The organism is Pseudomonas farris (assembly GCF_019145235.1).
GTDB lineage: Bacteria > Pseudomonadota > Gammaproteobacteria > Pseudomonadales > Pseudomonadaceae > Aquipseudomonas > Aquipseudomonas farris.
The window spans coordinates 151,820-177,940 of the sequence record NZ_JAHSTV010000004.1 but is presented as its reverse complement, the minus strand read 5'-3'; the positions used below and the strand labels follow the sequence as shown (position 1 = coordinate 177,940).

Genomic DNA, 26,121 nt, shown 5'->3' with positions numbered 1-26,121 from the left:
ACGTTAACATCGTCAATGTAGCAGCGTATTTGCGATGAGGCATCCTTTTTTTTGTCGATTTTGGCAATCCGCGAAACACGGAAAAAAGGCTCGGCCACTGGAACAAAACAATAAAAACAAAACAGGAAATCCCCCATGCAGAAAGCATCAAGCTGGCTACTCGCAGGCGTGCTCGGCACCTCGGCGGCGACCACTCAGGCCGCTACTCTGGAAGAGCGCATGGCCGCGTTTGAAGCCCGTGCCAGCGCAGCGGAAAAACGCGCCGCCGCAGCCGAACAGCAAACCCAGGCACTCGCCAGGGAATTGCAGCAAATCAAACTTTCCACTTCCGCCTTGCAGCCCGCTGCGTCTACTGCAGCAGCCATGTCGGCGCCTGCTTTGGACACCCGACTGGCAAAACTTGAAGCCCGTCAGCAAAGCATGGAAAAGCAGGGCAGCAGCGGACACCTCACTGACGGTTTCAGCTTCAAGGGCTACGCCCGTTCTGGATTGCTGATCAACGATGGGCTGGGTGGTGGTCGTGGCGGCCCTTATACAACACCGGCCGGTTCAGTCGGTGGCGCCGTCGGGCGACTCGGTAACGAAGACGACACCTACATGCGCATAGACCTGTCGAAAGAAGCCTACGCGCAGAACGGCACCCGTTCCAAATTCACGGTGTCCATCGCCGATGGGGTGGAGAGTTCCAATGACTGGACGGCGGACGAGAGCAACCTGAACGTGCGTCAGGTATTTACTGAACTCGATCATCTCGCCGCCTTCAAGGGCAATTCAGTGTTCGAAAATTCCACCCTGTGGGCAGGCAAACGATTCGACAGGGACAATTTCGATATCCACTGGCTGGACTCGGACGTCATCTTTCTGGCCGGCACCGGGGGTGGTATCTACGATGTGCAGATGAACAAGAACTGGCGCTCGAATTACTCCTTGATCGGGCGTAACTACGGAGATTTCAGTGAGGGCGGTGTCAACGCCGATGTGGAAAGCTACATCCTGACCTCCAACCAGTTCTTCGATAATGGTCAGTGGCAGTGGATGTTCAATGGCATTGGCTCGAAGAAAAACGACTTTGGCACTCGCACCAATGAAGCGGGCCTGACGCCTGCGGATTCCGGCTTGCACAGCATGCTGGCCAATCACCAGAAAAACTTTTTCGGCAGGGAAGGCTTCTTCAAAACGGCGCTGCTCTATGGGCAAGGTTTGGGGGCAGAGGTCAAGAACATCGGTTCGGATGGCGAACTGATCGACGACGCCCGGGCTCTGCGTCTGGCCCTTTATGGCGAGACACCCATTGCACCCGGCTGGCGCATCGGCCCCAGCTTGTTGGCCGAACAGAGTAAGGACAGATACGTCAAGGGTGACGACTACCGCTGGATGACCCTGAACGTGCGGTTGGCCAATGAAATCAACAGCAATTTCGAGATGGCCTACGAAATGAGCTGGCAAACCATGGACCTCGATCCCAAGGGTTACCTGCAACGTAATGCGGTGGACGGTAACTTCTGGAAATTCACGGTCGCTCCGACATTCAAGCCTGACTTTGGAGACCTGCTCACACGCCCCGAATTGCGAGTGTTCGCAAGTCTCATGAACTGGTCTTCAGATCTGGACAGATACAGTTCCACAGACAACTTCGGCAAGACGGACTTCAACGCCGGCGGTGTATGGCAGTACGGCATACAGATGGAAACCTGGTTCTGATATCTGCTTCATCACTACCCGCTCCACGCATTAAAAAATGGATCCCTGAAAAGAGATCCATTTTTTTTGGCCAGCAGCACGGTAGTGCTGTCCTGGAACATTAAGCATCAGGAACATGCGCGGGTTCGGTAAGGTGTTGGTGGATACCGGAATCGGCGCGGTTGTCTCCGATATGCTGCGTACCACCGGTCTGCCGGTACCCGCCCAGGGCTTTCTGCTGACCCTTGCTCGGCACGTTGGGTTTCGGTATTACCTTGTTGATCTGGCCGTTTGTCTAACCTTCTATCCAAGGAGCTACCATGCCTCGTTTTGCTGCAAACCTCAGCATGCTCTACCCGGAACATGAGTTTCTGGACCGCTTCGCCGCCGCTGCCGCCGATGGTTTCGAAGCCGTGGAATACCTGTTTCCCTACGATTACAGCGCTCAGGAACTCAAACAGCGCTTGAGCGACAACGGCCTGGTGCAGGCACTGTTCAACGCACCGCCCGGCGATTGGGCGGCGGGCGAGCGCGGCACGGTGTCGTTGCCGGGGCGGGAGAGTGAATTTCGTAGCGGTTTCGATCGCGCGCTGGAATACGCCGCGGTACTGGGCAACTCGCGCATCCATGTGATGGCCGGCTTGCTGCCGTCGCAAAGCGATCGCCCACGGCATCACGGCGTGTACCTGGAGAACCTGGCTTACGCCACCGCGCAGGCCGCCAAGGCTGGCATCACGGTGCTGCTGGAGCCGATCAATACGCGGGACATGCCGGGCTTTTTCCTCAACCGGCAGGATCAGGCCCAAGCCATCTGCAAGGAAGTGGGCGCCAGTAACCTGAAGGTTCAGTTCGACTGCTACCACTGCCAGATCGTCGAAGGTGACCTGGCGACTAAACTGCGTCGGGACTTCGACGGCATCGGCCACATCCAGATCGCCGGCGTGCCGGATCGACATGAGCCGGACCTGGGAGAAGTCAACTATCCCTATCTGTTCGAGCTGATCGATCAGTTGGGTTATGACGGCTGGGTAGGGTGCGAATACCGGCCGCGTGGTAACACCTCGGCCGGCTTGCAGTGGTTGCGTGACTGGAAGGCGCGCTAACGCCCTACGCTATTCAGGCTCCAGAATGAAGAAATCCGCCAACAGGGAAAGCGGGGCAAACATAGTCGCGAATCTACGGCCAACGGACGAGTTGTTGCGGACCGTTATGGCGACAAATAGCTCTGCTGGATACGCGCCAAAGTGCCGTCATCGCGAAGCGTTTCAACCGCCTCGCGCAGGTCTTGCACCAGTTGAGCGGAGCAAAGCCTGGAGCAAGCCAGATAGAGCTCCGCTCTGTTCATGACGGGGCTCATGAACAGCTTGCGTTCAGACATTTTCGGCCAGATGTATTGACTCTCGGGAACACCGTTGAACCAGGCATCAATGCGACCTTTCAAGAGCATCTGTGCGGGATTGTCGCCAATGGTCAGCGGGTAAATCTGTTCGTCGCTGAAGCCTTGTGCACGCAGGATTTCCTCCTGTGCACTACCGAGGCCGACGCCGATCACCCGGTAGGTTTTTTTCGCTTGGGCGAAGCTGCTCACTGGCCGGTCGAGGCTGAAGAAGGCGCGCTCCATGGGCATGATCGACGCGATCCAGGTGAAGCGATCTTCGCGTTCCGGCGTGCGAGACAAGGGGGCTATCAGGATATCCTGCTTCTCGCTGACGTGTTTCTGTGATCGAGCCCAAGGAAGCACGTGGACATGAGCGACATAGCCGGCGTTGGCAATGGCCGCCAGGACGGCTTCTCCGACCATTCCATGACCCTTGGAGTCATCGACAAACGTCAGTGGCGGCGCGTCAGGGATATACAACTCAAGCGGCAATGGCGCGCCTGAGGCGTTACCGGCAATAAGCAACGATACCGACAGACAAAACCTGCAAAGCACTTTTGTATTGGCAATTAATACCCATGAACTCTCGCTCATGGTTGATAGGTCAGGCATTGAACGTAGAAGGGCGCCACAAGTCACCAGTGGTGTTGATCACAAGGATGATGAGTCTGCCGACCGTTTTTTGTTATTGAATTCAGTATCGACACGGCATTCTACGCAAACTTGAAGTCGGGACACATCTTCCCCCAGGTGCCGAAGCAGGAAGGCGCTGATCTGGTCCAGTGCCCGGCGGGCTTCTTCGAGTTGATCGCTCATGGTCTGGAAGACATGAATCATTCCCGGCCAGACGTCCAGGTGTACCGCCACTTCGGCGCTGGCCAGGCGGCTGGCGAGCCGGGTTGAATCATCCAGCAGGCATTCCCGGCTGCCCACCTGGATCAGTACTGGCGGCAGACTCCTAAGGTCGCCGTATAGGGGGGAGGCCAGCGGATTCAGTGGTTCGGCGCCCTGCAGATAGGTGTCGGCCATAAGGGGCTCGCCAGCAAGCGGGCCGAGCAATGGATCTCGAGCTTTCTGCAAATTCCAGGACTCTCCTGTCTGAGCCATGTCCACCCAAGGCGACATCACTACCGCAGCCGCGGGCAGCGGCAAACCAGCGGCCTTGGCAGCCAACATCAGCGCCATGCACAGACCGCCGCCGGCACTGTCGCCGGCCAGCACCAGGTGCTCGGCGTTCACACCGTTTTCGAGGAGTACACGGTAAACATCCAGAGCGTCCTCTACGGCGGCCGGGAAAGGGTGTTCCGGGGCCAGGCGGTAATCGATGCACAGGGTACGAATCCGGCTGCGGGCGGCCAATTGGCTGGTGAGCGGGCGATAGGCCCGGGCACTGCCGAATGAGTAGCCTCCGCCATGCAGATACAGCAACACGAAGTCAGGCCGGACATCTGTGGGAATGGTCCAAAGCCCGCTGACGCTGGCCAGATTGGCGGCCTCAAAGGTCACGCCCTCGGCACAGGAGCCGGCGCCGAAGAGTAGTTCGGCCTGTTGACGCTGCTGATCGACAGTCAGCGAGCTGAGGGGAGGTAGTTGGGCGAGTTGTTCTATGATGCCGTCGATGTTGTTGTTATTGGGCATGTGGACTCCGGGGCGCGTGTTATGGGGAAAACAAGTTAACTTCAAACATAGTTAATTGTCATAACTATATTGGCAAGATAATTTCGTTTCATCCTCATCTACGACGGGTCGTCGTTGCTACGCTAACCTCCGTGCCTCAACAAGAGCAGGGCTGCTCCTATTGAGGTGGGCCTGCATTGACTCAGCCTGAGTCAGGCCGATGCCTGTCGGTACTTCTTCAGTCGGTAGGCAAACTGCGCACGACTTAACCCCAGCAGTCGCGCGGCGGCGGCGAGGTTGCCTTCGCTCTTTTGCAGCGCTTCGTCGATCAAACGCGACTCCAGACCTTCAATGGAGAAGCCGTGTTCCAGACGAGCCAGGGTTTCCAGCAAGGCTGGACGAGGCTGCGTGTTGGCGGGGCTCGGGTCAGTGGCTGCGAGGCTGCCATTGCCGTCCAGAGAGTACGCCTCCTGTGGCATGGGTTCGTTGCGAAACAGGTGGACCAGATCGATGGCTTGACCGTCTTCGCTGGCGATCAAACCGCGCTCTACCAGGTTCTGCAATTCCCGCACGTTGCCGGGAAAGTCATAGCGCAACAGCACTTTGAGCGCGCGCATGGTCAGCCCGGCGGGCTTGCGGGCGTAGGCCTGACAGAAGCGCCGCAGGAACGCGTTGACCAGCAACGGAATGTCATCACGACGTTCGCGCAGTGGCGGCAACGTGATGGGGTAGACGTTCAGGCGGTAGAACAGGTCCTCGCGAAAGTCTCCGGCCGCCACGGCTTTGCGCAAGTCGACATTGGTTGCCGCCACCACCCGGACATCGACCCTGATCGGCTGGCTTGCACCGATGCGCTCGATCTCACGCTCTTGCAATGCACGCAGCAGCTTGCCTTGGCCCGGCAGGCTGAGGCTGGCGATTTCATCGAGAAACAGGGTGCCACCGTGAGCCCGTTCGAAGCGTCCAGGACGCGAATGGGTCGCGCCGGTATAGGCGCCGCGTTCGACCCCGAACAGTTCGGCCTCGATCAGATTGTCCGGGATCGCGGCGCAGTTGAGGGCCACGAAAGGTGCTTGATGGCGTGGGCTGAACTGGTGCAACTGACGGGCGAACAATTCCTTGCCGACTCCGGACTCGCCGCTGAACAGCACTGTGGCCGGCGTCGGCGCAACCCGCTGCAAGGCGAGGGTCGCGGCGTTGAAGGCGGCGCTGGCGCCAATGGGTTTTTGCCCGCCGGGTAATTCACTGTCGTCGTCCTGGGGCGCCGGCGCCGGGGCCGGGCGCTGCTTGGGGGCGACGCTGGATGGCGTGGCGGTGAGATAACTCAGGTCCTGTTCGACATCGCCCCATTGCTCGGCGGTCTTGCCGATCACCCGGCAGCACTCATGACCCATGCCCCGGCATTCGGTCTCACGGAAGATCACCAGGCGGCCGAACAGCCCGCTGACGTAACCGATGGCGTAGCCCAGTTCGGTCCAGCACACCGGATCCTGGCCGATCCCGTGGGCGGCGATATGTTCGTCGGCCTCACAGGAGTGGTGCCAGAGGAATTCACCTTCATAGAAGCCCGAGTCGGCGTCGAATTTGAAGTGCAGGGGTTCGACCTTGGTCATGCCTTCGAGTGTGTGCAGGCGCGTGCCGGCCGAGAAAACCGCCGCGGCGTCGGCGTCTGGCCAGCGCTCGCGGATCAATCGCGCATCACGTGCGCCGGACAAATAACCGGTGCGGGTAAACAGACCGCGAGTCTGTTCCAGTCCCTGGCGCTCGATAATCTCCCGTCGCAGCGCGCCGAAGGATGAACTGTGCAATAGCAGCATGCGCTGGTCGTTGAGCCAGATACGTCCGTCAACCGGGGAAAAGAACAGGCATTCGGCTAACTCGGCCAGGGTCGGTGAGTTGCCCTCGGTCAGTTGAGTGCTGTCTCCTCGGGGCGAAAAATGTTCCTCCTGCACCGCGAGATGAGGAAGCAGCGAATGGGGATTATTCATTGTTATATGCCCCTGAGCGAGTCGACTGATCGAAATGATCAATTAGCAAAACAGTTATTAAACATAACTTTATCATTTGGACAAGTGGCCGGGTGTCGGCCGAGCGCCAAACGCCTTGCCCTATTCATCAGTGCTCTTCTCAAACCTTCAGGCCAGAGCCTTCGCCACCTAAAACGCGTGGCGACAGAGGAAGTCGGCACAGCCCTTGCTCTAGTGCTTTCACGACGCTGCATCGTTTTCGCGAGGCCGCGTCAGGCAATTACAAACACAAGAGCCGGGAGACCGAAATGTCGGTAAGTGAACCATCTGATTTTCTGCGGGACGAGCTGTGGTGCGAACGCATCTTCAATGGCGACTGGATACGTCCATTGGGCGGCGTCAACAGAGTCATCGAGCCGGCCACCGGCGAGGTACTGACCGTCACCGGATTAGCCGATGCGGCGGACATCGCGTTTGCCAGCCTGACCGCTGCCCGTGTTCAACCGGCCTGGGCGGCATTGGGGCCACGGGAACGCGCAGAGATCTTTCGCAAAGCCGCAGCCCTGGCCCAGCAACATTTTGCCGAACTGGCGCTGTACATCGCTCGGGAAAGCGGCGGTAGTCTGTTCAAGGGTGAACATGAGGTTCGCGAGGCGATCGTCTTGTTGCATCAGGCCGCCGGTCTGCTGTCGCAACCCCATGGTCTGGTCCTCCCAAGCGAAGCGGGGCGTTTGTCCTATGCACGCCGATTGCCCCATGGTGTGGTCGGGGTGATCTCGCCGTTCAATTTTCCCCTGGTGCTCTCCCTGCGTTCGGTGGCACCGGCGCTGGCGACCGGTAATGCGGTGGTGCTCAAGCCCGATCCGCAAACCCCGGTCAGTGGCGGTTTCATCATTGCCCGGTTGTTCGAGGCGGCCGGTTTGCCAAAAGGGTTGCTGCAGGTTTTACCGGGCGCAGCAGTGGTCGGTGAGGCCCTGTGCCGCGATCCGCATGTTCGGATGATCGCGTTCACCGGTTCTACCGCAGCCGGGCGCAAGGTTGCGGAGGTGGCTGGGCGTCATCTGAAAAAAGTCGCTCTGGAACTGGGCGGCAAAAACTCGTTAATCGTGCTCGAAGATGCCGATCTTGAGTTGGCGGCGAGCAATGCAGCCTGGGGGGCCTGGCTGCATCAGGGGCAAATCTGTATGGCCACCGGACGCATCCTGGCCCATGAATCGATCGCTGAAGAACTGGTCCGTCGGCTGGCAGAGAAAGCCCGGGCGATCACGGTCGGCAATGCCGCTCGTGGCGAGGCGGTATTGGGGCCTTTGATCAACAAGCGACAGTTGCAACGTGTGCATGAAATCGTCACCGAGAGTGTGACGGCCGGGGCAACACTGCAAGCCGGTGGCGAGTTTGAACGGCTGTTCTACCAACCTACGGTGCTTTCCGGTGTGCGCCCGGGCATGCGCGCATTTGACGAGGAGATCTTCGGCCCGGTCGCCACGGTGGTGAGTTTTACCAGCGACGATGAGGCCATCGACCTGGCTAATCGCACCGAATATGGCTTGTCCGCAGGGATCATTTCGCCTTCGGTCGGGCACGCGATGGCGATTGGCGAGCAACTTAATTGCGGCCTGCTGCACATCAACGATCAGACGGTGGCCGACGAATGCATCAACCCGTTCGGTGGGCGCGGCAGCTCGGGCAATGGCGGCAGCGTGGGCGGCCCGGCCGACTGGGACGAATACACCCAATGGCAATGGGTGACGATCAAGGATAAGGCGCCGCGCTACCCGTTTTGACGGACAGGACCAGGCCGACGAGGCCCACCGAGTACACAAAAATAATAAGAGGACTCAACATGAAACTCGACAACAAGATTGTGCTGGTGACCGGGGTCTCCTCGGGTATCGGCGCCGCTACTGCAAGCCTGCTGCGCGCCCACGGCGCCCACGTGATTGGCGTCGATCTTAAGGCCCCGCACATGACCCTGGACGGTTTTGTCCACGGCGATCTGAGCAGTGCCGAGAACATCGACCGGCTGTTGCCGCAGCTACCGGCGCGGATCGATAGCCTGTGCAATATCGCCGGGGTGCCGGGCACGGCAAACCCGCAACTGCTGGCGAAGGTTAATTACCTGGGGTTGCGTCACCTGAGCAGCGCACTGTTGCCGCGCATCACCGCTGGCGGCAGCATCGTCAATGTCGCCTCAATCCTCGGCGCCGAGTGGCCGTTACGCCTGGAACAGCACAAGGCGCTGGCACGCATCGAAGGTTTCGCCGCCGCGCAAGCCTGGCTGGCCGAGCACCCGGTACCGGACGCGACCTACTACCAGTATTTCAAGGAAGCCTTGATCGTCTGGAATTACCTGCAGGCTCAGCCCTGGTTTCTCGAACATTCAGTGCGCATGAACAGCGTGGCGCCGGGCCCGGTCTTCACCCCCATCCTCGGCGACTTCGTGAGCATGCTCGGTGAAGCACGAACCCAGGCCGATGCCCATCGCATGAAACGCCCCGGTTATGCCGATGAGGTGGCGGCGGTGATCGCTTTCCTGTGTGCCGACGAGTCGCGCTGGATCAACGGCGTCAACCTGGCAGTCGATGGCGGATTGGCCTCCACCTACATCTGAAACGCACACCTATAGACAGCGGCGCAAGCCGCTACCTGAGCATGCTGGCTGGTGCTATGCGTGCAAAGCCATGCCAAAAATAAAAATAATGAGGAGCGTCCATGGACAACGTTAAACGTTGCTTTCGTTTCAAGCATTGCGCCCTGTTTCTGGCGTTATGCAGTGCCGGCGTGATGATCGAAAGGGCCGAGGCCATGCAAATGGACCTGGGGGATTCGGACTGGAAACTGCGTTGGGACAACACCATCAAGTACAGCCAGGCTTGGCGTCTGCAAGGTCAGGACAGCCGATTAGTCAACGCACCGACCGCCAATGGCCTGTACCCCTCGATCCAGAGTCAGGGCGATAAAAACTTCAGCCGCGGTCTGGTCTCCAACCGTCTGGATCTGTTTTCCGAAATGGACCTCAGCCGGCAAAACTATGGGCTGCGTGTGAGCGGCGCGGCCTGGTACGACGATATCTACAACCAGGACACCGACAGCCGCGAGCAACCGCATTTCCTCAGCGAAACCCGCAAGCTCCACGGTCGGTGGCCGCGCGTTATACCTTCCGCCGACTGTTCGCCGCCGGCATGACCGCTTTGCTCTGCGATGCGGTGGGCTTCGCCGTGTTGCTGCTGATCAATATCCGGGTGATTCAGGACCTGGCGATCACCGCCAGCCTCGGCGTGGCGGTGCTGATTTTCACCAACCTGATTCTGCTGCCGATCCTGCTCAGCTATATCGGTGTCAGCCCGGCAGCAGCGCAACGCAGCCTGAGTTCGGAAACCGCCGAGCTGCAAGCACAGATCAAGCATCCGTTGTGGCGTGTGCTCGATTTGTTCACCCAGCGGCGCTGGGCCATTGGCGCCATGCTGGGCGGCCTGCTGCTGGCAGCGTTCGGTTGTGCCGTGAGCCTGAACCTGAAAATCGGTGATCTCGACCCTGGCGCGCCGGAGTTGCGGGCCGACTCGCGCTACAACCGCGACGCGCTGTTCATGACCCAAAACTATGCGGCCAGTTCGGATATTTTTGTGATCATGATCAAGACGCCGGAAGATCAGTGCACGCGCTACGCCAGCCTGTCTGCGGTGGACGCGTTGGCCTGGCAACTGGAGCAATTGCCTGGTGTGGAGTCGACCACTTCAATGGCGGCGATGAGCAAGATCGCCACGGCTGGTTACAACGAAGGCAACTTCAAGTGGTATGAGCTGATCCCCAATGACGGCGCGCTGGGCGCCGTGCAGACCCGGGCTCCGCGGGAACTGTTCAATCAGGGCTGTTCGATGCTGTCGCTGTACGTTTACCTGTCCGATCACAAGGCCGATACCTTGAATCGGGTGGTGGAGGCGAGCGAGGCCTTCATCGCTGCGCATCAGGTGCCAGAGGTCAAATTCATGCTGGCCGCCGGCAGCGCCGGCATCGAAGCCGCGACCAATATCGTGGTGAAAAAATCCATGCACGAGATGCTGTTCTGGGTCTACGGCGCAGTCAGCCTGCTGTGCCTGCTGACCTTCCGTAGCTGGCGTGCAACCCTTTGCGCGATGCTGCCGCTGATGCTCACCTCGATTCTTTGCGAGGCGCTGATGGTGGGTCTGGGCATGGGCGTAAAAGTGGCGACACTACCGGTGATTGCACTCGGGGTGGGGATCGGCATCGACTATGCACTCTATGTGTTGAGCGTGATCCTGGCGCGAATGCGTGCCGGTGACACTCTGGCCCAAGCCTATTACCAGGCGCTGTTGTTCACCGGCAAAGTGGTATTGCTGACCGGCATGACACTGGCGGTCGCGGTATCGACCTGGGCCTTCTCGCCGATCAAATTCCAGGCCGACATGGGCATCCTGCTGGCCTTCATGTTCCTGGTGAACATGCTTGGCGCCTTGATCCTGCTGCCGGCTCTGGCCTGGCTGCTGCTGCCGCAGAAGGTCTTCGCAAAAAAGCCTGAGGCGAGCGTGCTTGTGCAGTGGGTCAAGGAGGGCTGAAGAGCTCGGCACGTTGGACCCTGTGGGAGCGGGCTTGCTCGCGAAGGCGGAGTGTCAGACGACATCAATGTTGCCTGTGCCGCCGCCTTCGCGAGCAAGCCCGCTCCCACAGGTCTCGCGTTAACTGACAGGCATCAGGCTTTGGCCTTTTCCATCGATACAGTCAGTGGGGCTGAACGGGCAATCACGCTGATGATGGTCAGTGCTGCAATCACCAACCCGGGGGAGGTCGCCAGCAATACCCCGGTGGTGCCGGCTCCGGCTGCCAGAATCTGCCCCGCAGCCAAGGGCCCGGCGACTGACCCCAAGCGACCGATGGCCACTGCCGCGCCGACGCCGGTGGCACGCACCGAAGTCGGGTACGACGGCGGTGCCAGCGCGTAAAGCACCAGTTGCGCAGCCATCACAAACAACCCCGCGGCAAACCCGGCGATGCCCAGCGGAACAATGCCCACCGACAGGCCGACCCCGGCCAGCGCCACCAGCAACCCGGTATAGACAAACAGCACCACCTTGATGCCGTTGCAGCGATCCAGCAGCAGTCCGCCGAGCAGGGAGCCGAGGGCGCCGCCGATATTGAACAGCATCTGCACCAGGCCTGCCTGAGGTTTGCTGAAACCCTGTTCCAGCAGCAGTGATGGCAGCCAGTTGAGCAGCATGTACATCACGGTCAAGGTGAAGAAGTAGCTCAACCACAACGCCAGGGTGACGCGAGCCCGGCCTTCGCCGAACAGTGCCTGGCCGGTTGAGGCGCGCTCCACATTGACAGTCCCTTGCTGCTGGCGAAAGGCGCTGGACTCGGGCAGCAACAGGATCATCAGCGGCACCACCAGCAACGGCGCGAGACCGCCGATGATGAAGGTCGCCTGCCAATGATCGGTGAACAGCATGGCGACCACCGCCGCCAGCGCTCCACCCAACGGCACGCCGGCATACATGATGCTGATGGCAGTACCTCGGCGCTGCTCACCCACGGCTTCGGCGCACAGGGCGATCAGGTTGGGCAGGGCGGCGCCCAGGCCCAGGCCGGTCATGAAGCGCGCCAGCAGCAGGCCGGAGAAAGTGCTGACATAGGCAGTGCTGAGCGAGAACACGCCGAACAGCAACACGGCGCCGATGAGGATTTTCTTGCGACCGATGCGATCGGCAATCCAGCCGCCGAAGAAGGCGCCCGGCAGCAAGCCGATGATGCCGGCACTGAACACCCAGCCCATCATTTTCGGGTCCAGGGCAAAGGTCTGGCGCAGGCCCGCGGCGGCAGTGCCGGCAGCTTGCAGGTCGAAGCCTTCAATCAGTGCAACGATAAAACACAGGGCGATGGTCAGCGTCGTACGACGTGATGGGGTGTCCATGGCGAACCTCATTATTGTTTTTGTTGGTGTGCTGACGGGGGAACGCGAGCCTGCTCGTCTCAAGCGATGACAGGCTGGAATTAAGATTAACAAAGATAACTAAAAAATGAACGACCAAGGTTGTTGGCCAAAAAATGGCATTAATCTCATTAAAATCAACGTCATGACTCATTGAGTAAGATGGATCTAAAAAATAGATAATAATATTAATGTTCGGTTATCGGTCATTGTGGATTGACGCCACCCCTCGGCTGTTTCCATTCTCTGGCCTGAGATCCTTGGAACAACCCTGGCGATCCCGTTCAAAAAACAACAACAATAAGTGGACATCGAACATGCCAAAGCTCCCTTGGAACGCCCTTGCGGCGACTTCAGCCTTACCTGTTCGCGCACCTTGCCTGGTCCTGTTGGGCTTGAGTGTGATTGCCACCCCGGCGCTGGCCGAAGGCTTCATCGACGACAGCCACGGCACCTTCACCTTGCGCAATTACTACCTGGATCGCGACTACAAGGATGACGGAGCGAAAACCGCGGCCAGGGAATGGGCTCAGGGTTTCATCATGAATGTGGAGTCGGGCTTCACCCCGGGGACTGTCGGCTTCGGCCTGGATGCCCGCGGGCTGATGGGGGTGAAGCTGGACTCGTCGCCGGACCGCAGCGGCACCGAGTTGCTGCCGGTGTCCAGCAGCGACAAGCGCGCGGCGGACGAATATTCGCGCCTGGCCATGACCGCCAAGATGCGTTTTGCCCAGACCACGGTGAAGACCGGTGATGTGTCGATCTTCCTGCCGTTCGCTTTCGCCAGCCCGTCGCGGCTGTTGCCGCAGACTTTTCGCGGCACCACCCTCAGTTCCAAGGACATCGACGGGCTGACCCTTAACACCGGCTACATCGATCGCATCAACAAGCGTGATTCCACCGACTACCAGCCGATGAGTATCGCCTCGCCGAACCGGCGTTTCAATAGCGCGGCCACCTCATCGCACATGGCCTATGTCGGCGGCGATTATCAGGTGAACAAAGACCTCAGTCTGCGCGCCTATCACGCCGAAGTGGCGGACCTGTACCAGCAGAACACCCTGGCCTTGCTGCACAATCTGCAGGTGGGCGAGGGCACGCTGACCACCGATCTGCGCAGTTTTTTCAGCGACGAAGATGGCAGCGCCAAGGCCGGCAAGGTGGACAACCGCAACCTGTCGGCGCTGTTCGGCTATCGCTTTGGCGGCCATCGCCTGAGCCTGGGCTATATGCACGCCAGTGGAGATACAGCGACACCTTATGTGTCGGGTACCGAGTTGATGGGCATGAGTGAGCTGACCATGAGTTCGGACTTCCTCAATGCCAAGGAACGGACCTGGCAAGCGATGTACGACTATGACTTCACCGCCGTCGGGGTGCCTGGCCTGAAGAGCCGGCTGCGTTATGTGCGCGGTGACCATATCGAGCTGACGGCGCTGAATGCCGACGACCGCAAGGAGCGAGAATTCCAGATGGAGCTGGGGTATGTGATCCAGAGTGGCCCGCTGAAGAACGTCGGGCTGATGGCGCGCAAGTCGATCTATCGCAATGACTTCCCCGCCGGCGCGGCATTTCGCGATGAAAACCAGACCCGCTTTCTGGTGCTCTACACCGTGCCGATCTGGTAAGTCGTTTACCTGTCATGAAGCCGGCCGTTCCCCAGGAACGCGCCGGCGTTGGCGTTTCAGGCCTGATAGACCTTCTTCAGCAGCCTGAGCAGGTCTTCGCGTTCCTGGCTGTCGAGGTTGGACGTTGCATCCATGTCGCTCTCGGCAGCGATCAGTTTCAGCTCCTTGAGCAGGGCCTCGCCGGTCTTGCTGAGAAAAATCCCATAGGAGCGCTTGTCCGGTTTGCAGCGCACCCGCACCGCCAGCGCGCGGCTTTCCAGTTTGTTCAGCAGCGGCACCACTTGCGGTGGCTCGATGGTCAAGGCCTTGGCCAGGTCGGCCTGCATCAGGCCGGGGTTCTGGTCGATGATCGCCAGCGCCGAGAACTGGGCCGGTCGCAAGTCGTGGGCCGAGAGCCGGCCGATCAGGTTCTGGAACAGTTTCAGCTGCGCCCGGCGCATGGCGTAACCGATCAGATCGTCCAGGGCGGAATCCAGCGGCGCCTGGGTTTCGGCGCTGTCGACAGGGGCCTCGGGGGCGGCGGCAATCTTGGAAGACTTGGCCATTACAGGGTGAATCCTCGGCTGGCGGTTAAGAAGACTATCTAGTTTGCCGAGATTGGCCGGGGATAGCCATGACCTCTTTCAGATCTCTGGGCGTTGCGCCTGTTTTCGTGACGAAAAACATTTGGTTAATTTGATTAATAGTTAATTGACATAACTAATATTCGGGTTTAGTTTTTACCCATCGTCAAGCCAAGAACAAGAGAGCAACGCCATGAGCAATTACGAAGGTCGCTGGACAACGGTCAACGTGGAAATCGAGGAAGGCATTGCCTGGGTTATCCTCAATCGCCCGGAAAAACGCAACGCCATGAGCCCGACCCTGAACCGCGAGATGATCGACGTTCTGGAAACCCTGGAGCAGGATCCAGACGCCGGTGTGCTGGTGCTGACCGGTGCGGGTGACGCCTGGACCGCCGGCATGGACCTCAAGGAATACTTCCGCGAAGTGGACGCCGGCCCGGAAATCCTTCAGGAAAAAATTCGCCGCGAAGCCTCTCAATGGCAATGGAAACTGCTGCGAATGTACGCCAAGCCAACCATCGCCATGGTCAACGGTTGGTGCTTCGGTGGCGGTTTCAGCCCGCTGGTGGCCTGCGACCTGGCGATCTGCGCCGATGAAGCGACCTTCGGCCTGTCGGAAATCAACTGGGGCATCCCGCCAGGCAACTTGGTGAGCAAGGCCATGGCCGACACCGTGGGCCATCGGCAGTCGCTGTACTACATCATGACCGGCAAGACCTTTGGCGGGCAGAAAGCCGCCGAGATGGGCCTAGTCAACGAGAGCGTACCCTTGGCACAACTGCGTGAAGTGACAATCGAGCTGGCGCGTAACCTGCTGGAGAAAAACCCGGTGGTGCTGCGGGCGGCCAAGCACGGCTTCAAGCGTTGCCGCGAACTGACTTGGGAGCAGAACGAAGATTACCTCTACGCCAAGCTCGATCAGTCGCGCCTGCTGGACACCGAAGGTGGCCGCGAGCAGGGCATGAAGCAGTTCCTCGACGACAAGAGCATCAAGCCCGGTTTGCAGGCTTACAAACGCTGAACCCCGGCATTGAATCAGGGCGAGCTGGCCGGGCGATCGAGCGTCCGCCAGCTGTTCGCCCCGGCGCCCAGGCGCTACTGTGAGCCCCTCGAACGTATTCCCGATAAAGACAATAAAGAGGAATCACCATGCTGGACGTGCCCCTGCTGATCGGCGGCCAGTCGTGCCCCGCCCGAGACGGACGAACCTTCGAACGGCGTAATCCGGTGACCGGCGAAGTCGTGTCGCGGGTTGCCGCCGCCACCCTGGAAGATGCCGACGCCGCCGTGGCCGCGGCCAAAGCGGCATTCCCCGCCTGGGCGGCCTTGGCCCCCAATGAACGACGCACCCGGTTGTTGCGTGCGGCCGAGCAGTTGCAGGCCCGCAGCGCGGAATTCATCGCGGCAGCCGGCGAGACCGGCGCCATGGCCAACTGGTACGGTTTCAATGTGCATCTGGCGTCCAACATGCTGCGCGAAGCCGCGTGCATGACCACTCAGATCACCGGCGAAGTCATTCCCTCCGATGTGCCCGGCAGCTTCGCCATGGCCTTGCGTCAACCCTGCGGCGTGGTGCTGGGTATCGCGCCCTGGAACGCTCCGGTGATCCTCGCCACTCGCGCCATCGCCATGCCGTTGGCCTGCGGCAACACCGTGGTGCTCAAGGCGTCGGAACTGAGCCCGGCGGTGCACCGGCTGATCGGCCAGGTGTTGCAGGACGCAGGCCTCGGGGACGGCGTGGTCAACGTCATCAGCAATGCGCCCCGGGATGCTGCGGCGATTGTCGAGCGGCTGATCGCCAATCCGGCGGTGCGTCGGGTCAACTTCACCGGCTCGACCCATGTCGGGCGTATCGTCGGTGAACTGTCGGCACGTCATCTCAAACCGGCGTTGCTGGAACTGGGAGGCAAGGCGCCATTCCTGGTGTTGGAGGATGCCGACCTGGATGCGGCGGTGGAGGCTGCAGCCTTCGGCGCCTTCTTTAATCAGGGGCAGATCTGCATGTCTACCGAGCGCCTGATCGTCGATGCCAAAGTGGCCGATGCCTTTGTCGCCAAACTCGCGGCGAAGATCGCCACCTTGCCCGCCGGCAACCCCAACGCCGAAGGTTCGGTGCTCGGTTCACTGGTTGACAGCAGCGCCGGTGAACGCATCAAACTGTTGATCGACGATGCCCTCGACAAGGGTGCCACCCTGGTCACGGGTGGCCAGTTGGAGGGCAGCATTCTGCAGCCGACCTTGCTCGACGGCGTCACCGATGCCATGCGCCTGTACCGCGAAGAGTCCTTCGGCCCGGTGGCGGTGGTGTTGCGCAGCGAGGGCGATGAAGCACTGTTGCGCCTGGCCAACGATTCCGAGTTCGGTCTGTCGGCGGCGATTTTCAGTCGCGACACCGGCCGTGCTTTGGCCCTGGCCCAGCGGGTCGAGTCTGGCATCTGCCATATCAACGGCCCGACCGTGCACGACGAGGCGCAGATGCCTTTCGGCGGAGTCAAGTCCAGCGGCTATGGCAGTTTTGGCGGCAAGGCGTCCATCGAGCATTTCACCCAGTTACGCTGGGTGACCTTGCAGAACGGACCGCGGCACTACCCGATCTGAGTATCCGCCGCACTGTCGGGCGAGCGAACGCTTGAAAGCAATCGCTGCCCAGTGCAGGCAGACATAACAATAACAAGGCTGCAGCCACAGGCTGCCATGCCCCGGTTGAACGCATTGCTGCGAGCCGGTGGCGTGCCTTGACGGAGGACAAGCACGTGAGTTCCGAATTCAGATCGCCACCCCAGACCGAAGCCAATGCGCCGCGCTATCGCCAAGTGTCCATCGGTCATCCTGCGGTCGAGGTCAGCGAAGAGCAGGGCATCCTGCACATGCGCTCCCTGGAACCCTTGGCCAAGTTGCCTGTACGTTTGCTGGATCGCCTGGTGCATTGGGCCCATTTGCGCCCGCAGCAGACCTTTATCGCTGCTCGCCAGAACGGCGGCGACTGGCGCCGGGTGAGTTACGCCGAGATGCTGACCAGCGTCCGCGCCATTGCCCAATGCCTGCTCAGTTATGGGCTTTCGGCCGAACGACCGCTGGCGATCCTCTCGGGCAACGACATCGAGCATCTGCAAATTGCTTTGGGTGCCATGTACGCCGGCATTCCCTATAGCCCGATCTCACCGGCCTATTCGTTGTTGTCCCAGGATTTCGCCAAGCTGAAGCATGTCTGCAATCTGTTGAAGCCGGGCCTGGTGTTTGTCAGCGACGCTGCGGCCTATCAGCGGGCGATCGATGCGGTGCTGCCGGCCGAAACACCGCTGATCACCGTGCGCGGTCAAATTCCTGGCCGCCATCAGGTGAGCTTTGCCAGCCTGCTGGAACAACCCGGCGGTGCCGAGGCCGATTGCGCTTTCGCGGCTACCGGGCCGGACAGCATTGCCAAGTTCCTGTTTACCTCAGGCTCCACCAAGTTGCCCAAGGCAGTGATCACCACCCAGCGCATGCTCTGCGCTAACCAGCAGATGCTGTTGCAGACCTTCCCGGTGTTCGGCGAAGAACCTCCGGTGCTGGTGGACTGGCTGCCGTGGAATCACACCTTCGGCGGCAGCCATAACGTCGGGATCGTGCTGTACAACGGCGGCACCTTTTACCTGGACGACGGCAAGCCGACCGTCCAGGGTTTTGCTGAAACACTGCGCAACCTCAAGGAAATATCGCCCACTGCGTACCTCACCGTGCCCAAAGGCTGGGAAGAACTGGTCAACGCGCTGGAGCAGGACGGCGAGCTGCGCGAACGTTTCTTCTCGCGCATGAAACTGTTCTTTTTCGCCGCCGCCGGCTTGTCCCAACGCGTTTGGGATCGCCTGGACCGGGTCGCCGAACAGCATTGTGGCGAACGCATTCGCATGATGGCCGGGCTCGGCATGACTGAGGCGGCACCGTCCTGCACGTTCACCACGGGGCCATTGTCCATGGCCGGCTACATCGGCCTGCCGGCACCCGGTTGCGAAGTGCGGCTGGTGCCGGTGGACGGCAAACTGGAGGGGCGTTTTCGCGGGCCGCACATCATGCCGGGCTACTGGCGTGCGCCACAGCAGACCGCCGAAGTGTTCGACGAGCAGGGCTTCTACTGTTCCGGCGACGCGTTGAAACTGGCCGACGCCCGCGATCCGCAACTGGGGTTGATGTTTGACGGGCGCATCGCCGAGGACTTCAAACTGAGCTCCGGTGTGTTTGTCAGCGTCGGCCCGTTGCGTAATCGCGCGGTGCTCGAGGGCTCACCCTATGTTCAGGACTTGGTGGTGGCCGCGCCGGACCGCGAGTGCCTGGGTGCGCTGGTCTTTCCCCGTCTTTACGAATGCCGACGTCTGGCCGGTTTGAGTGCGGACGCCAGCGATGCCGAAGTCCTGGCCAGCGCGCCGGTGCGTCAGTGGTTCGGAGATTGGCTGCAACGGCTCAATCGCGACGCTACTGGTAATGCCAGCCGCCTGGAATGGATCGCGCTGCTCGACGAACCCGCCTCCATCGACCGCGGTGAAATCACCGACAAGGGCTCGATCAACCAGCGCGCGGTGCTGCAGTGGCGCGCCAACAAGGTCGAGGCGCTGTATCGCGGCGAAGAACCTTCCATCTTGCGTGCCGGACCTCTGCCGTGAGCGGTGCGGGGCAGTATTCGAGCTTTGACGATGTGGCCATTTTCGAAGCACTGCGCACGCCTTGGGTCGATCTCGGCGGGGCCTTGGCCCAGGTTTCGCCGATCGACCTGGGAATCAAGGTGGGGCGCGAGGTGCTGGCCCGCGCTGCTATCGACCCATCCTCGGTCGATAGCGTGCTCGCTGGCTCCATGGCTCAAGCCAGTTTTGACGCCTACCTGCTTCCCCGACATATCGGCATTTATAGTGGCGTGCCGCAAGGGATCCCGGCACTGGGTGTGCAGCGCATCTGCGCCACCGGTTTCGAACTCTTGCGGCAGGCCGCCAGGCAGCTGGATGATGGTGTGCAGTTGGCCCTGTGCGTGGCGGCCGAATCCATGTCGCGCAACCCGATTGCCGCCTACACCCACCGAGGTGGCTTCCGGCTCGGTGCGGGCGTGGAATTCAAGGACTTTCTCTGGGAGGCCCTCTACGACCCGGCCCCGGGCGTAGACATGATCGCCACCGCCGACAACCTGGCCCGGCGGCATGGCCTGAGCCGCGAAGAGGTGGATCGCTTCGCCCTCGACAGCCATCAATTGGCGCTGCAGGCCCAGGCCGATGGTTGGTTTGAACCGGAGCTGGTAGCGCTCGGCAATGAGCGCTTTGAACTGGCCGGCTATCAGCCACGCAGTATCCAGTTGCCACGGGGCGTAGACCGCGTGACTCGCGATAGTCATCCGCGACCCACCGATCTGGACGCCTTGGGCCGGTTGCGAGCGGTGCATGCCGGCGGTGTACAAACGGCCGGCAATAGTTGCGCGGTGGTCGATGGCGCGGCAGCCGCGCTGGTGGGGCGAGCGTCTGCCGCCCGGCGTCCGGCGTTGGCCCATTTGCTGGCCAGTGCCGTGGTAGGCGTGGCACCGGAATTCATGGGGATAGGGCCGGCGCCAGCCATCCAGTTGCTGTTGCAACGCAGCGGGCTGGCCCTTGGTGAAATCGGCTTGCTGGAAATCAATGAGGCCCAGGCCGCTCAGGTGCTGGCTGTGGCTCAGGTGCTTGAATTGGACGGTGACCGGCTCAACCGGCGGGGCGGTTCGATTGCTTTGGGACATCCTTTGGCCGCCACGGGTTTGCGCCTGGTGCTGACCCTGGCCAGGCAATTACGTCAGGGTAATCTGCGTTATGGCATTGCGGCCGCGTGTGTCGGTGGCGGCCAGGGCATGGCTCTGCTGATCGAAAACCCGGCGTATCAAGGCTGAAGCAGAACCCCGAGGTCTTTGCTGCAGTCAGCCTAATCCTTGCGTCACTGTCTTGCGTTACTATGCAGACCCACCTTTTCTGGAAATTGCCTGGATGAGTAAGCCCGGTCAAACGGTGCTGGTCGCGTTGCGCAAGATGATCGCCTCGGGCGAGCTGGCGGCTGGCGAGCGCTTGATGGAAATTCCCACGGCGCAATTGTTCGGTGTTTCGCGAATGCCGGTGCGCATGGCGTTCCGCACACTGGAGCAGGAAGGCTTGCTGGTGCGCTTTGGCGGGCGCGGGTTTCAGGTGCGCTCGGTCAGCCCCGACGACATTGCCGGTGCGGTTGAAGTGCGGGGTGTCCTTGAAGGCCTGGCGGCGCGTCAGACCGCCGAGCGCGGGCTATCGGACGAGGCCCGCGCGACCCTTGAACAGTGCCTGATGCAGGGCGATCAGCTGTTCGACAAGGGGTTTGTGACCATCGAGGACCTGGAGGTCTATCACGACCTCAACATGCGTTTTCACGAAGTGATTGTCGAAGGCAGCCACAACCCGGCGATCGCCGACGCACTGGCGCGCAACGATCATTTACCCTTCGCTTCGGTAACAGCTCTGGCAGTGGACCGCAACGACATGGTCCGGGAATACCGACGCTTCAACTACGCCCACATGCAACACCATTCGGTGTTTGACGCCCTGGTCAACCGCCAGGGTGCGCGTGCCGAAGCGATCATGCGCGAGCACGCCAACGCCACGTTACGTTATGCCGAGATCTTCGGCTCGGCGACGGCCGAAGAGCGGATGAAGGTCATTCTCCGCTCGGAATAGGCGCGATTCTTTCAGATATCCAGCACCAGCAGCGGCGTTTTCGAGCGCGAGCAGCAAGGGGTGAATTGGTCGTTACAGGCCTGTTCATCCTCGGTGAGGAACAGGTCACGGTGCTCCGGCACACCCTCCAGAACCCGAGTCAGGCAGGTGCCACAAATACCCTGTTCGCAGGAAATGGCGATCTCGATGCCCTGGTTTTGCAGCACCTGAACCACGCTCTTGTCGGCCGGCACCTCGAAGACCTGGCCGCTGCTGGCGACCTTGATCGAGAAACTGCCATCGGCGCCTGTGTCGACGGGATTGGCGGCGAAGTACTCGCGATGCAGGCATTGCTCCTGCCAGCCTTTGGCCTTGGCCGTGTCCAGCACATGCTGCATAAAACCACCGGGGCCACACACATATAAATGAACGTCATTGTGTGGCGTGGCCAGGACCTTGGCCGCGTCCAACGCAGTGTCGGGCTCCTGATCGAAATGCAGGAACACCCGGTGGGCAAAAGCCGAGTGTTGCAGGCGTTCGACAAAGGCCGCGCGCTCTCGCGAACGGGCGCAGTAGTGCAGCTCGAAATCTGCGCCGCTGTGGGCCAGGCGCTCGGCCATGCAGAGGATTGGGGTAATGCCGATACCGCCGGCGAAGAGCAGGCTGCGCGTGGCTTCATGGGTTAACGGAAACAGGTTGCGCGGCTCACTGATAGACAGCCGCGTGCCGGGGTGGATCTGCTCGTGCATGGTAAGTGAGCCACCGCGAGAGGTCGGGTCCTTGAGCACGCCGATCAGGTAGCGATGACGTTCTTCGGGGTGGTTACACAGGGAATATTGCCGGATCAAGCCGCCAGGCAGATGCACATCGATATGCGCGCCGGCACTGAAGGTCGGTAGCGGTCGATCATCGACACTGGCCAGCTCGTAGCTGCAGATGTCCTGGGCTTCGTTGTTGCGGGATACCACCAGCACTTCGATCATGCCATTGACTCCTGCGGCGTTTGTTCCTGGGCGATAAGGCGCTCCAGAACACGGCGCGACTGCACGCCGCCGGCGTCGATATTGAGCTTGAGCAAGTTGCGCTGGGGATGGCTGAGCAGGTTTTGTTGCTGGCGTTCGAGCATCTCCAGGTCCTCGCTGAAAATCTTGCCCTGACCCTCGCGAATGCTCGCGGTCAAGGCTTCATCCTGCGGGTTGAAATTGCGCGCCATGCCCCAGAAGTACCAGATCGAGGTTTCGGTTTGCGGCGTGATGAAGTCGACGACGATGCTCGACGCCTTGAACGGTTGAGGGGCGTGATAACCACCTTTTCCGGCATGGGCCACACCGACTTCGATCAGCACATGACTGGGCGGGGTGAAGCGGCAGATCTGCCAGCGGTCCACCGGTACATCGTCGGCCAGATTGTTGCCGCGCAGGGCCATGCGCCAGAAGGGCGGGGCCATGATGTTTTCCATGTGACGGGCAGTGACCACCTCGTCGCCGTCGACCGTGGTCACCGGCGGTGCTTCGTCGATTTCCTTTTGGCCGATGCTGGACGCGTGGACGTAGGTTTCGTGAGTCAGGTCCATCAGGTTGTCGATCATCAGGCGATAGTCGCACTGGATGTGGAACAGGCCGCCGCCATAGGCCCACTCATCGCTGACCGCCCATTCCAGATGATGGATCAGCACCGGGTCGGCCAACGCCTGATCGCCGGGCCAGACCCAGATAAATCCGTAACGCTCGACCACGGCGAATGTCTTATTGCACGGAAAGCCACGAACCCGTTGCCCGGGCATTTCCACGGTCTTGCCGTCGCAGCCCATCACCAGGCCGTGATAGCCGCACACCAGATTTCCGTTTTCCACATAGCCCAAAGACAGCGGTGCGCCGCGATGGGGGCAGAAGTCCTCGACAGCTGCCACCTTGCCTTCATGCCCGCGGTAAAAAACCATCTTCTCACCACAGATCTGACGGCCAAGCGGCTTGTCGGCGATTTCATCGGGCGTACAGGCGACGTACCAGGTGTTCTTGGGGTACATGGAGATTCTCCAAGGCTGTTTGTTGTTATTTAGTGGATCCATTAATGGTGATTTATAGGGTATTTGTCAAACTGATTCTGTTTGTTAACGATTTAGTGGATCCATTGGTCGGCTTGTGACGATTGGTCGGTCGATCAGATGGCCACCGCAGAGGAAGGTTGTTTTTTCGGCACGGGGCTTGTCGAAAAACGCTCCGGGCTTGAGTTGATGCTGACGGTTGGTGACTCACAAACCATCATCCAGGGGGCGGATTAATAACTCGTTAGTTAATAATACTGAGGGTATTTACTGGAAATACGTCGCATCATACAATGAGAATCATTACTACTAACTCATTGAGCGCGACGTCTTGAGCCATCCTCACCCCTTTGCCCGCCGCAAGGTCTTCATGAAACACGCGTTGCCAACACTCTCCTGCGTCATGTTTGCCAGTCCTTTATGGGCACAGGAAGCCATCGAACTGCCGACCACTGATATTCAGGCGAGCCGCGTCAGCCAAGACACTAGCTACACCACTTCTCAAGCCAGCACGGCGAGCAAAAGCAATGTGCCGATCAAGGAAGAGGCGCAATCGATCAATGTGGTCACCCAGCAGACCCTGGCCGACTATCAGGTGCGCTCGCTGGCCGACGCCATGAAGTTCGTCAGCGGCGTCAGTCAGGGCAACACTCTGGGCGGCTCCCGGGACTCGCTGGTCAAGCGCGGTTTTGGTACCAACGATGACGGCTCGATCCTGCGCGATGGCGTGCGTTCCAATCTGGGGCACAACTTCAGCGCCACGACGGATCGTGTCGAAGTGCTCAAAGGGCCTGCTTCGATGCTGTACGGTGCGCTGGAGCCCGGCGGATTGATCAACGTGATCAGCAAGAAGCCTGAATACACCCAGAGCACGACCCTGAGCGGCTCGGCCTATAGCGAAGGCGGCGGCACCATGGCGGTGGATACCACCGGGCCGATGGGAGATACGGGCCTGGCCTATCGCCTGATTGCTGAACGCGGCCATGAAGATTACTGGCGCAACTACGGCGTGAATGAGAGCACTTTGGTCGCACCGTCGCTGAGCTGGACCGGCGACCGCGCCAGCTTGACGCTGAGCTACGAGTACAACGAATACTCCAATCCCTTCGACCGCGGCACCGTGTTCACCAACGGTCATCCGGCGGACATCGACTACGACAAGCGCCTCGACGAAAAATGGGCCAAAAGCGTCGGTATTCGTGAAGTGGCCACCGCGCGTTTCGAGTATCAGTTGAATGACGATTGGAAAACCCGCGTCACCTACGGCTGGAACAACGACCGCTACAGCCTCTCGATTGCCCAGCCGAGTTCGTTGACCGGCAACAATCTGCGACGTGCTGCCAACGGCGCTCACTACGACGATGAGACCCGCTACGCCAGTTGGGATTTCATCGGCCAGCAGGAACTGTTCGGCCAACGCCATGACCTGCTGGTCGGCGCGGATACTGAAGCGTCCGACCAATTCCGCGGCAAAACCTACCGTAATACAGCACGGTCAGGCTTCGACATCACATCGCCGGTTTATGGTCGTCTGGCCGAGCCCAATCTCGTCAGTGCTGCCCAAAGCGACTTGAGCAACCAGCTGACCTCCAGCTCGGTGTACTTCAAGGATAACTGGCACCTCGACGATCGCTGGATCCTGGTCCTCGGTGGTCGCCAGCAGCATTATGATCAGTACAGCGATCAGGGCCGCGGCAGCAGCTACACCGTCAACCGCGACGATAACGGCGATGCCTTTGTGCCGTTTTTGGGCCTGGTCTACAAAGCCACCGATACCTTGTCGCTGTACGGCAACTACAGCCGTTCATTCAAGCCCAATACCGATGTCGACGATGCCGGCCACACCTTCGATCCGGAGGAGGGCCGCAGCTACGAGGTCGGCGCGAAGTACGACCCGCTGCCGGGGCTGAACATCAATCTTGCGCTGTTCGACATCGTCAAGAAAAACGTCGTGACCAGCCAGACGATCAATGGTGTCAGCCTCTCGGAGGCGGCGGGCAAGGTCGGTTCGCAGGGCCTGGAACTGGACATCACCGGGCGTGTGGCCGAGCGCTGGGACCTGATCGGCACCTACGCTTACACCCACACGGAAATCCTCGACGATCCAGATGACGAAGGTCACCGCCTCGCCAACGCGCCGAAGCACACCGCGAGCCTGTACCTCACGCATCACCTGAACGTCCCTGCGGAATTCGGAGCCTGGCATACCGGTGCTGGCGCGCGTTACGTCGGCGAGCGTGCGGCGAACAACGCCAACGATTTCTGGTTGAGCAGCTACACCGTGGCCGATGCCTTCGTGCGTTGGGAATCGCCGATGTTCGGGTACAAGACTTCGCTGCAATTCAACGTCGACAACCTGTTCGACAAACAGTACTACCCGTCCTCCACCGGCAGCCAGTTGCAGGTTAATGTCGGCGAGCCGCGCACGGCACGCCTCAGCGCCAGTGTGACATTCTGACCCCTGTGCATTGACGGCGATGCTTGGGCTGTGTGTCGAGCCCAAGTAGCCGGCGCAACCCAATTCAAAATGTGGGAGCGGGCTTGCTCGTGGAGGCGATGTGTCAGTCACCATCAGTGTTGGCTGACCTGACGCTTTCGCGAGCAAGCCCGCCCCACAGGTTCCGTACCATCAGGC

18 protein-coding genes and 2 pseudogenes are annotated in these 26,121 nt (G+C 60.3%); 13 read left to right on the top strand and 7 right to left on the bottom strand.

Annotated elements, in window-relative coordinates; all coding sequences use genetic code 11:
- Positions 1 to 135 precede the first annotated feature (135 nt).
- On the top strand, positions 136 to 1,701 hold the full coding sequence (locus KVG95_RS09870; RefSeq protein WP_217856039.1) for a carbohydrate porin: 1,566 nt from the start codon (positions 136 to 138) through the stop codon (positions 1,699 to 1,701).
- A gap of 299 nt (positions 1,702 to 2,000) precedes the next feature.
- Positions 2,001 to 2,783 carry a 2-oxo-tetronate isomerase gene (otnI, locus tag KVG95_RS09865; protein ID WP_217856037.1) on the top strand — a complete coding sequence of 261 codons (783 nt, stop codon included), beginning with the start codon at positions 2,001 to 2,003 and terminating at the stop codon, positions 2,781 to 2,783.
- Between the two features lie 104 nt (positions 2,784 to 2,887).
- Here otnI and KVG95_RS09860 read toward each other — a convergent pair whose 3' ends face one another.
- From KVG95_RS09860 to KVG95_RS09850, 3 genes are all read right to left on the bottom strand, one after another.
- Positions 2,888 to 3,652 (bottom strand): substrate-binding periplasmic protein, encoded by a 765-nt coding sequence (locus KVG95_RS09860; protein WP_217856035.1) that lies wholly within the window; start codon positions 3,650 to 3,652, stop codon positions 2,888 to 2,890.
- Positions 3,653 to 3,709: 57 nt separating this feature from the next.
- Complete coding sequence (locus tag KVG95_RS09855) at positions 3,710 to 4,696, bottom strand: alpha/beta hydrolase (RefSeq protein WP_225922975.1); 987 nt, start codon at positions 4,694 to 4,696, stop codon at positions 3,710 to 3,712.
- Positions 4,697 to 4,887: 191 nt separating this feature from the next.
- Positions 4,888 to 6,663, bottom strand: coding sequence for a sigma-54-dependent Fis family transcriptional regulator (locus tag KVG95_RS09850; protein WP_217856033.1), 1,776 nt, complete (start codon positions 6,661 to 6,663; stop codon positions 4,888 to 4,890).
- Between the two features lie 287 nt (positions 6,664 to 6,950).
- Between KVG95_RS09850 and KVG95_RS09845 the strand changes: the two genes are divergently transcribed.
- The 4 genes and pseudogenes from KVG95_RS09845 to KVG95_RS09830 form a co-directional block, all read left to right on the top strand.
- Positions 6,951 to 8,426 (top strand): benzaldehyde dehydrogenase, encoded by a 1,476-nt coding sequence (locus KVG95_RS09845; RefSeq protein WP_217856031.1) that lies wholly within the window; start codon positions 6,951 to 6,953, stop codon positions 8,424 to 8,426.
- A 59-nt stretch (positions 8,427 to 8,485) separates the two neighbouring features.
- On the top strand, positions 8,486 to 9,253 hold the full coding sequence (locus tag KVG95_RS09840; protein WP_217856029.1) for a coniferyl-alcohol dehydrogenase: 768 nt from the start codon (positions 8,486 to 8,488) through the stop codon (positions 9,251 to 9,253).
- Between the two features lie 101 nt (positions 9,254 to 9,354).
- Positions 9,355 to 9,783, top strand: a pseudogene (locus KVG95_RS09835) (DUF1302 domain-containing protein); the annotation flags it as partial.
- Positions 9,777 to 11,216 (top strand): annotated as a pseudogene (locus tag KVG95_RS09830) (efflux RND transporter permease subunit); the annotation flags it as partial. The pseudogenes KVG95_RS09835 and KVG95_RS09830, both read left to right, overlap by 7 nt.
- A 134-nt stretch (positions 11,217 to 11,350) precedes the next feature.
- Here the strand turns inward: KVG95_RS09830 and mhpT are convergent.
- Positions 11,351 to 12,568, bottom strand: coding sequence for a 3-(3-hydroxy-phenyl)propionate transporter MhpT (gene mhpT, locus KVG95_RS09825; RefSeq protein WP_217856027.1), 1,218 nt, complete (start codon positions 12,566 to 12,568; stop codon positions 11,351 to 11,353).
- A 335-nt stretch (positions 12,569 to 12,903) separates the two neighbouring features.
- Between mhpT and KVG95_RS09820 the strand changes: the two genes are divergently transcribed.
- Positions 12,904 to 14,214 carry an OprD family porin gene (locus KVG95_RS09820; protein WP_217856025.1) on the top strand — a complete coding sequence of 437 codons (1,311 nt, stop codon included), beginning with the start codon at positions 12,904 to 12,906 and terminating at the stop codon, positions 14,212 to 14,214.
- Positions 14,215 to 14,270: 56 nt separating this feature from the next.
- Here the strand turns inward: KVG95_RS09820 and KVG95_RS09815 are convergent, their stop codons facing one another.
- Positions 14,271 to 14,759: a MarR family winged helix-turn-helix transcriptional regulator gene (locus KVG95_RS09815; RefSeq protein ID WP_217856023.1), complete on the bottom strand. Its 489-nt coding sequence runs from the start codon at positions 14,757 to 14,759 to the stop codon at positions 14,271 to 14,273.
- A 211-nt stretch (positions 14,760 to 14,970) separates the two neighbouring features.
- Here KVG95_RS09815 and KVG95_RS09810 point away from each other — a divergent pair, with 211 nt between their 5' ends.
- The 5 genes from KVG95_RS09810 (at position 14,971) to KVG95_RS09790 (ending at position 21,463) form a co-directional block, all read left to right on the top strand.
- Positions 14,971 to 15,801, top strand: a complete 831-nt coding sequence (locus KVG95_RS09810) for a p-hydroxycinnamoyl CoA hydratase/lyase (protein ID WP_217856022.1) — start codon at positions 14,971 to 14,973, stop codon at positions 15,799 to 15,801.
- A 128-nt stretch (positions 15,802 to 15,929) separates the two neighbouring features.
- Positions 15,930 to 17,378, top strand: a complete 1,449-nt coding sequence (locus KVG95_RS09805; protein WP_217856020.1) for an aldehyde dehydrogenase — start codon at positions 15,930 to 15,932, stop codon at positions 17,376 to 17,378.
- A gap of 155 nt (positions 17,379 to 17,533) precedes the next feature.
- Positions 17,534 to 19,417, top strand: a complete 1,884-nt coding sequence (locus KVG95_RS09800) for a feruloyl-CoA synthase (protein ID WP_217856018.1) — start codon at positions 17,534 to 17,536, stop codon at positions 19,415 to 19,417.
- On the top strand, positions 19,414 to 20,655 hold the full coding sequence (locus tag KVG95_RS09795) for a thiolase family protein (RefSeq protein WP_217856016.1): 1,242 nt from the start codon (positions 19,414 to 19,416) through the stop codon (positions 20,653 to 20,655). Before KVG95_RS09800 ends, KVG95_RS09795 begins: the two co-directional genes overlap by 4 nt.
- A 94-nt stretch (positions 20,656 to 20,749) precedes the next feature.
- Complete coding sequence (locus KVG95_RS09790) at positions 20,750 to 21,463, top strand: GntR family transcriptional regulator (RefSeq protein WP_038983134.1); 714 nt, start codon at positions 20,750 to 20,752, stop codon at positions 21,461 to 21,463.
- An 11-nt stretch (positions 21,464 to 21,474) separates the two neighbouring features.
- On the opposite strand, the gene KVG95_RS09785 is transcribed toward KVG95_RS09790, so the two are convergent.
- The gene (locus KVG95_RS09785) at positions 21,475 to 22,425 is read right to left on the bottom strand and encodes a PDR/VanB family oxidoreductase (RefSeq protein WP_217856014.1); all 951 of its coding nucleotides are present in this window, start codon (positions 22,423 to 22,425) and stop codon (positions 21,475 to 21,477) included.
- Positions 22,422 to 23,468 (bottom strand): Rieske 2Fe-2S domain-containing protein, encoded by a 1,047-nt coding sequence (locus KVG95_RS09780; protein ID WP_217856013.1) that lies wholly within the window; start codon positions 23,466 to 23,468, stop codon positions 22,422 to 22,424. The genes KVG95_RS09785 and KVG95_RS09780 overlap by 4 nt, the downstream gene beginning before the upstream one ends.
- Positions 23,469 to 23,856: 388 nt before the next feature.
- Between KVG95_RS09780 and KVG95_RS09775 the strand changes: the two genes are divergently transcribed.
- Positions 23,857 to 25,944, top strand: coding sequence for a TonB-dependent siderophore receptor (locus tag KVG95_RS09775; RefSeq protein ID WP_217856488.1), 2,088 nt, complete (start codon positions 23,857 to 23,859; stop codon positions 25,942 to 25,944).
- Positions 25,945 to 26,121: the final 177 nt, after the last annotated feature.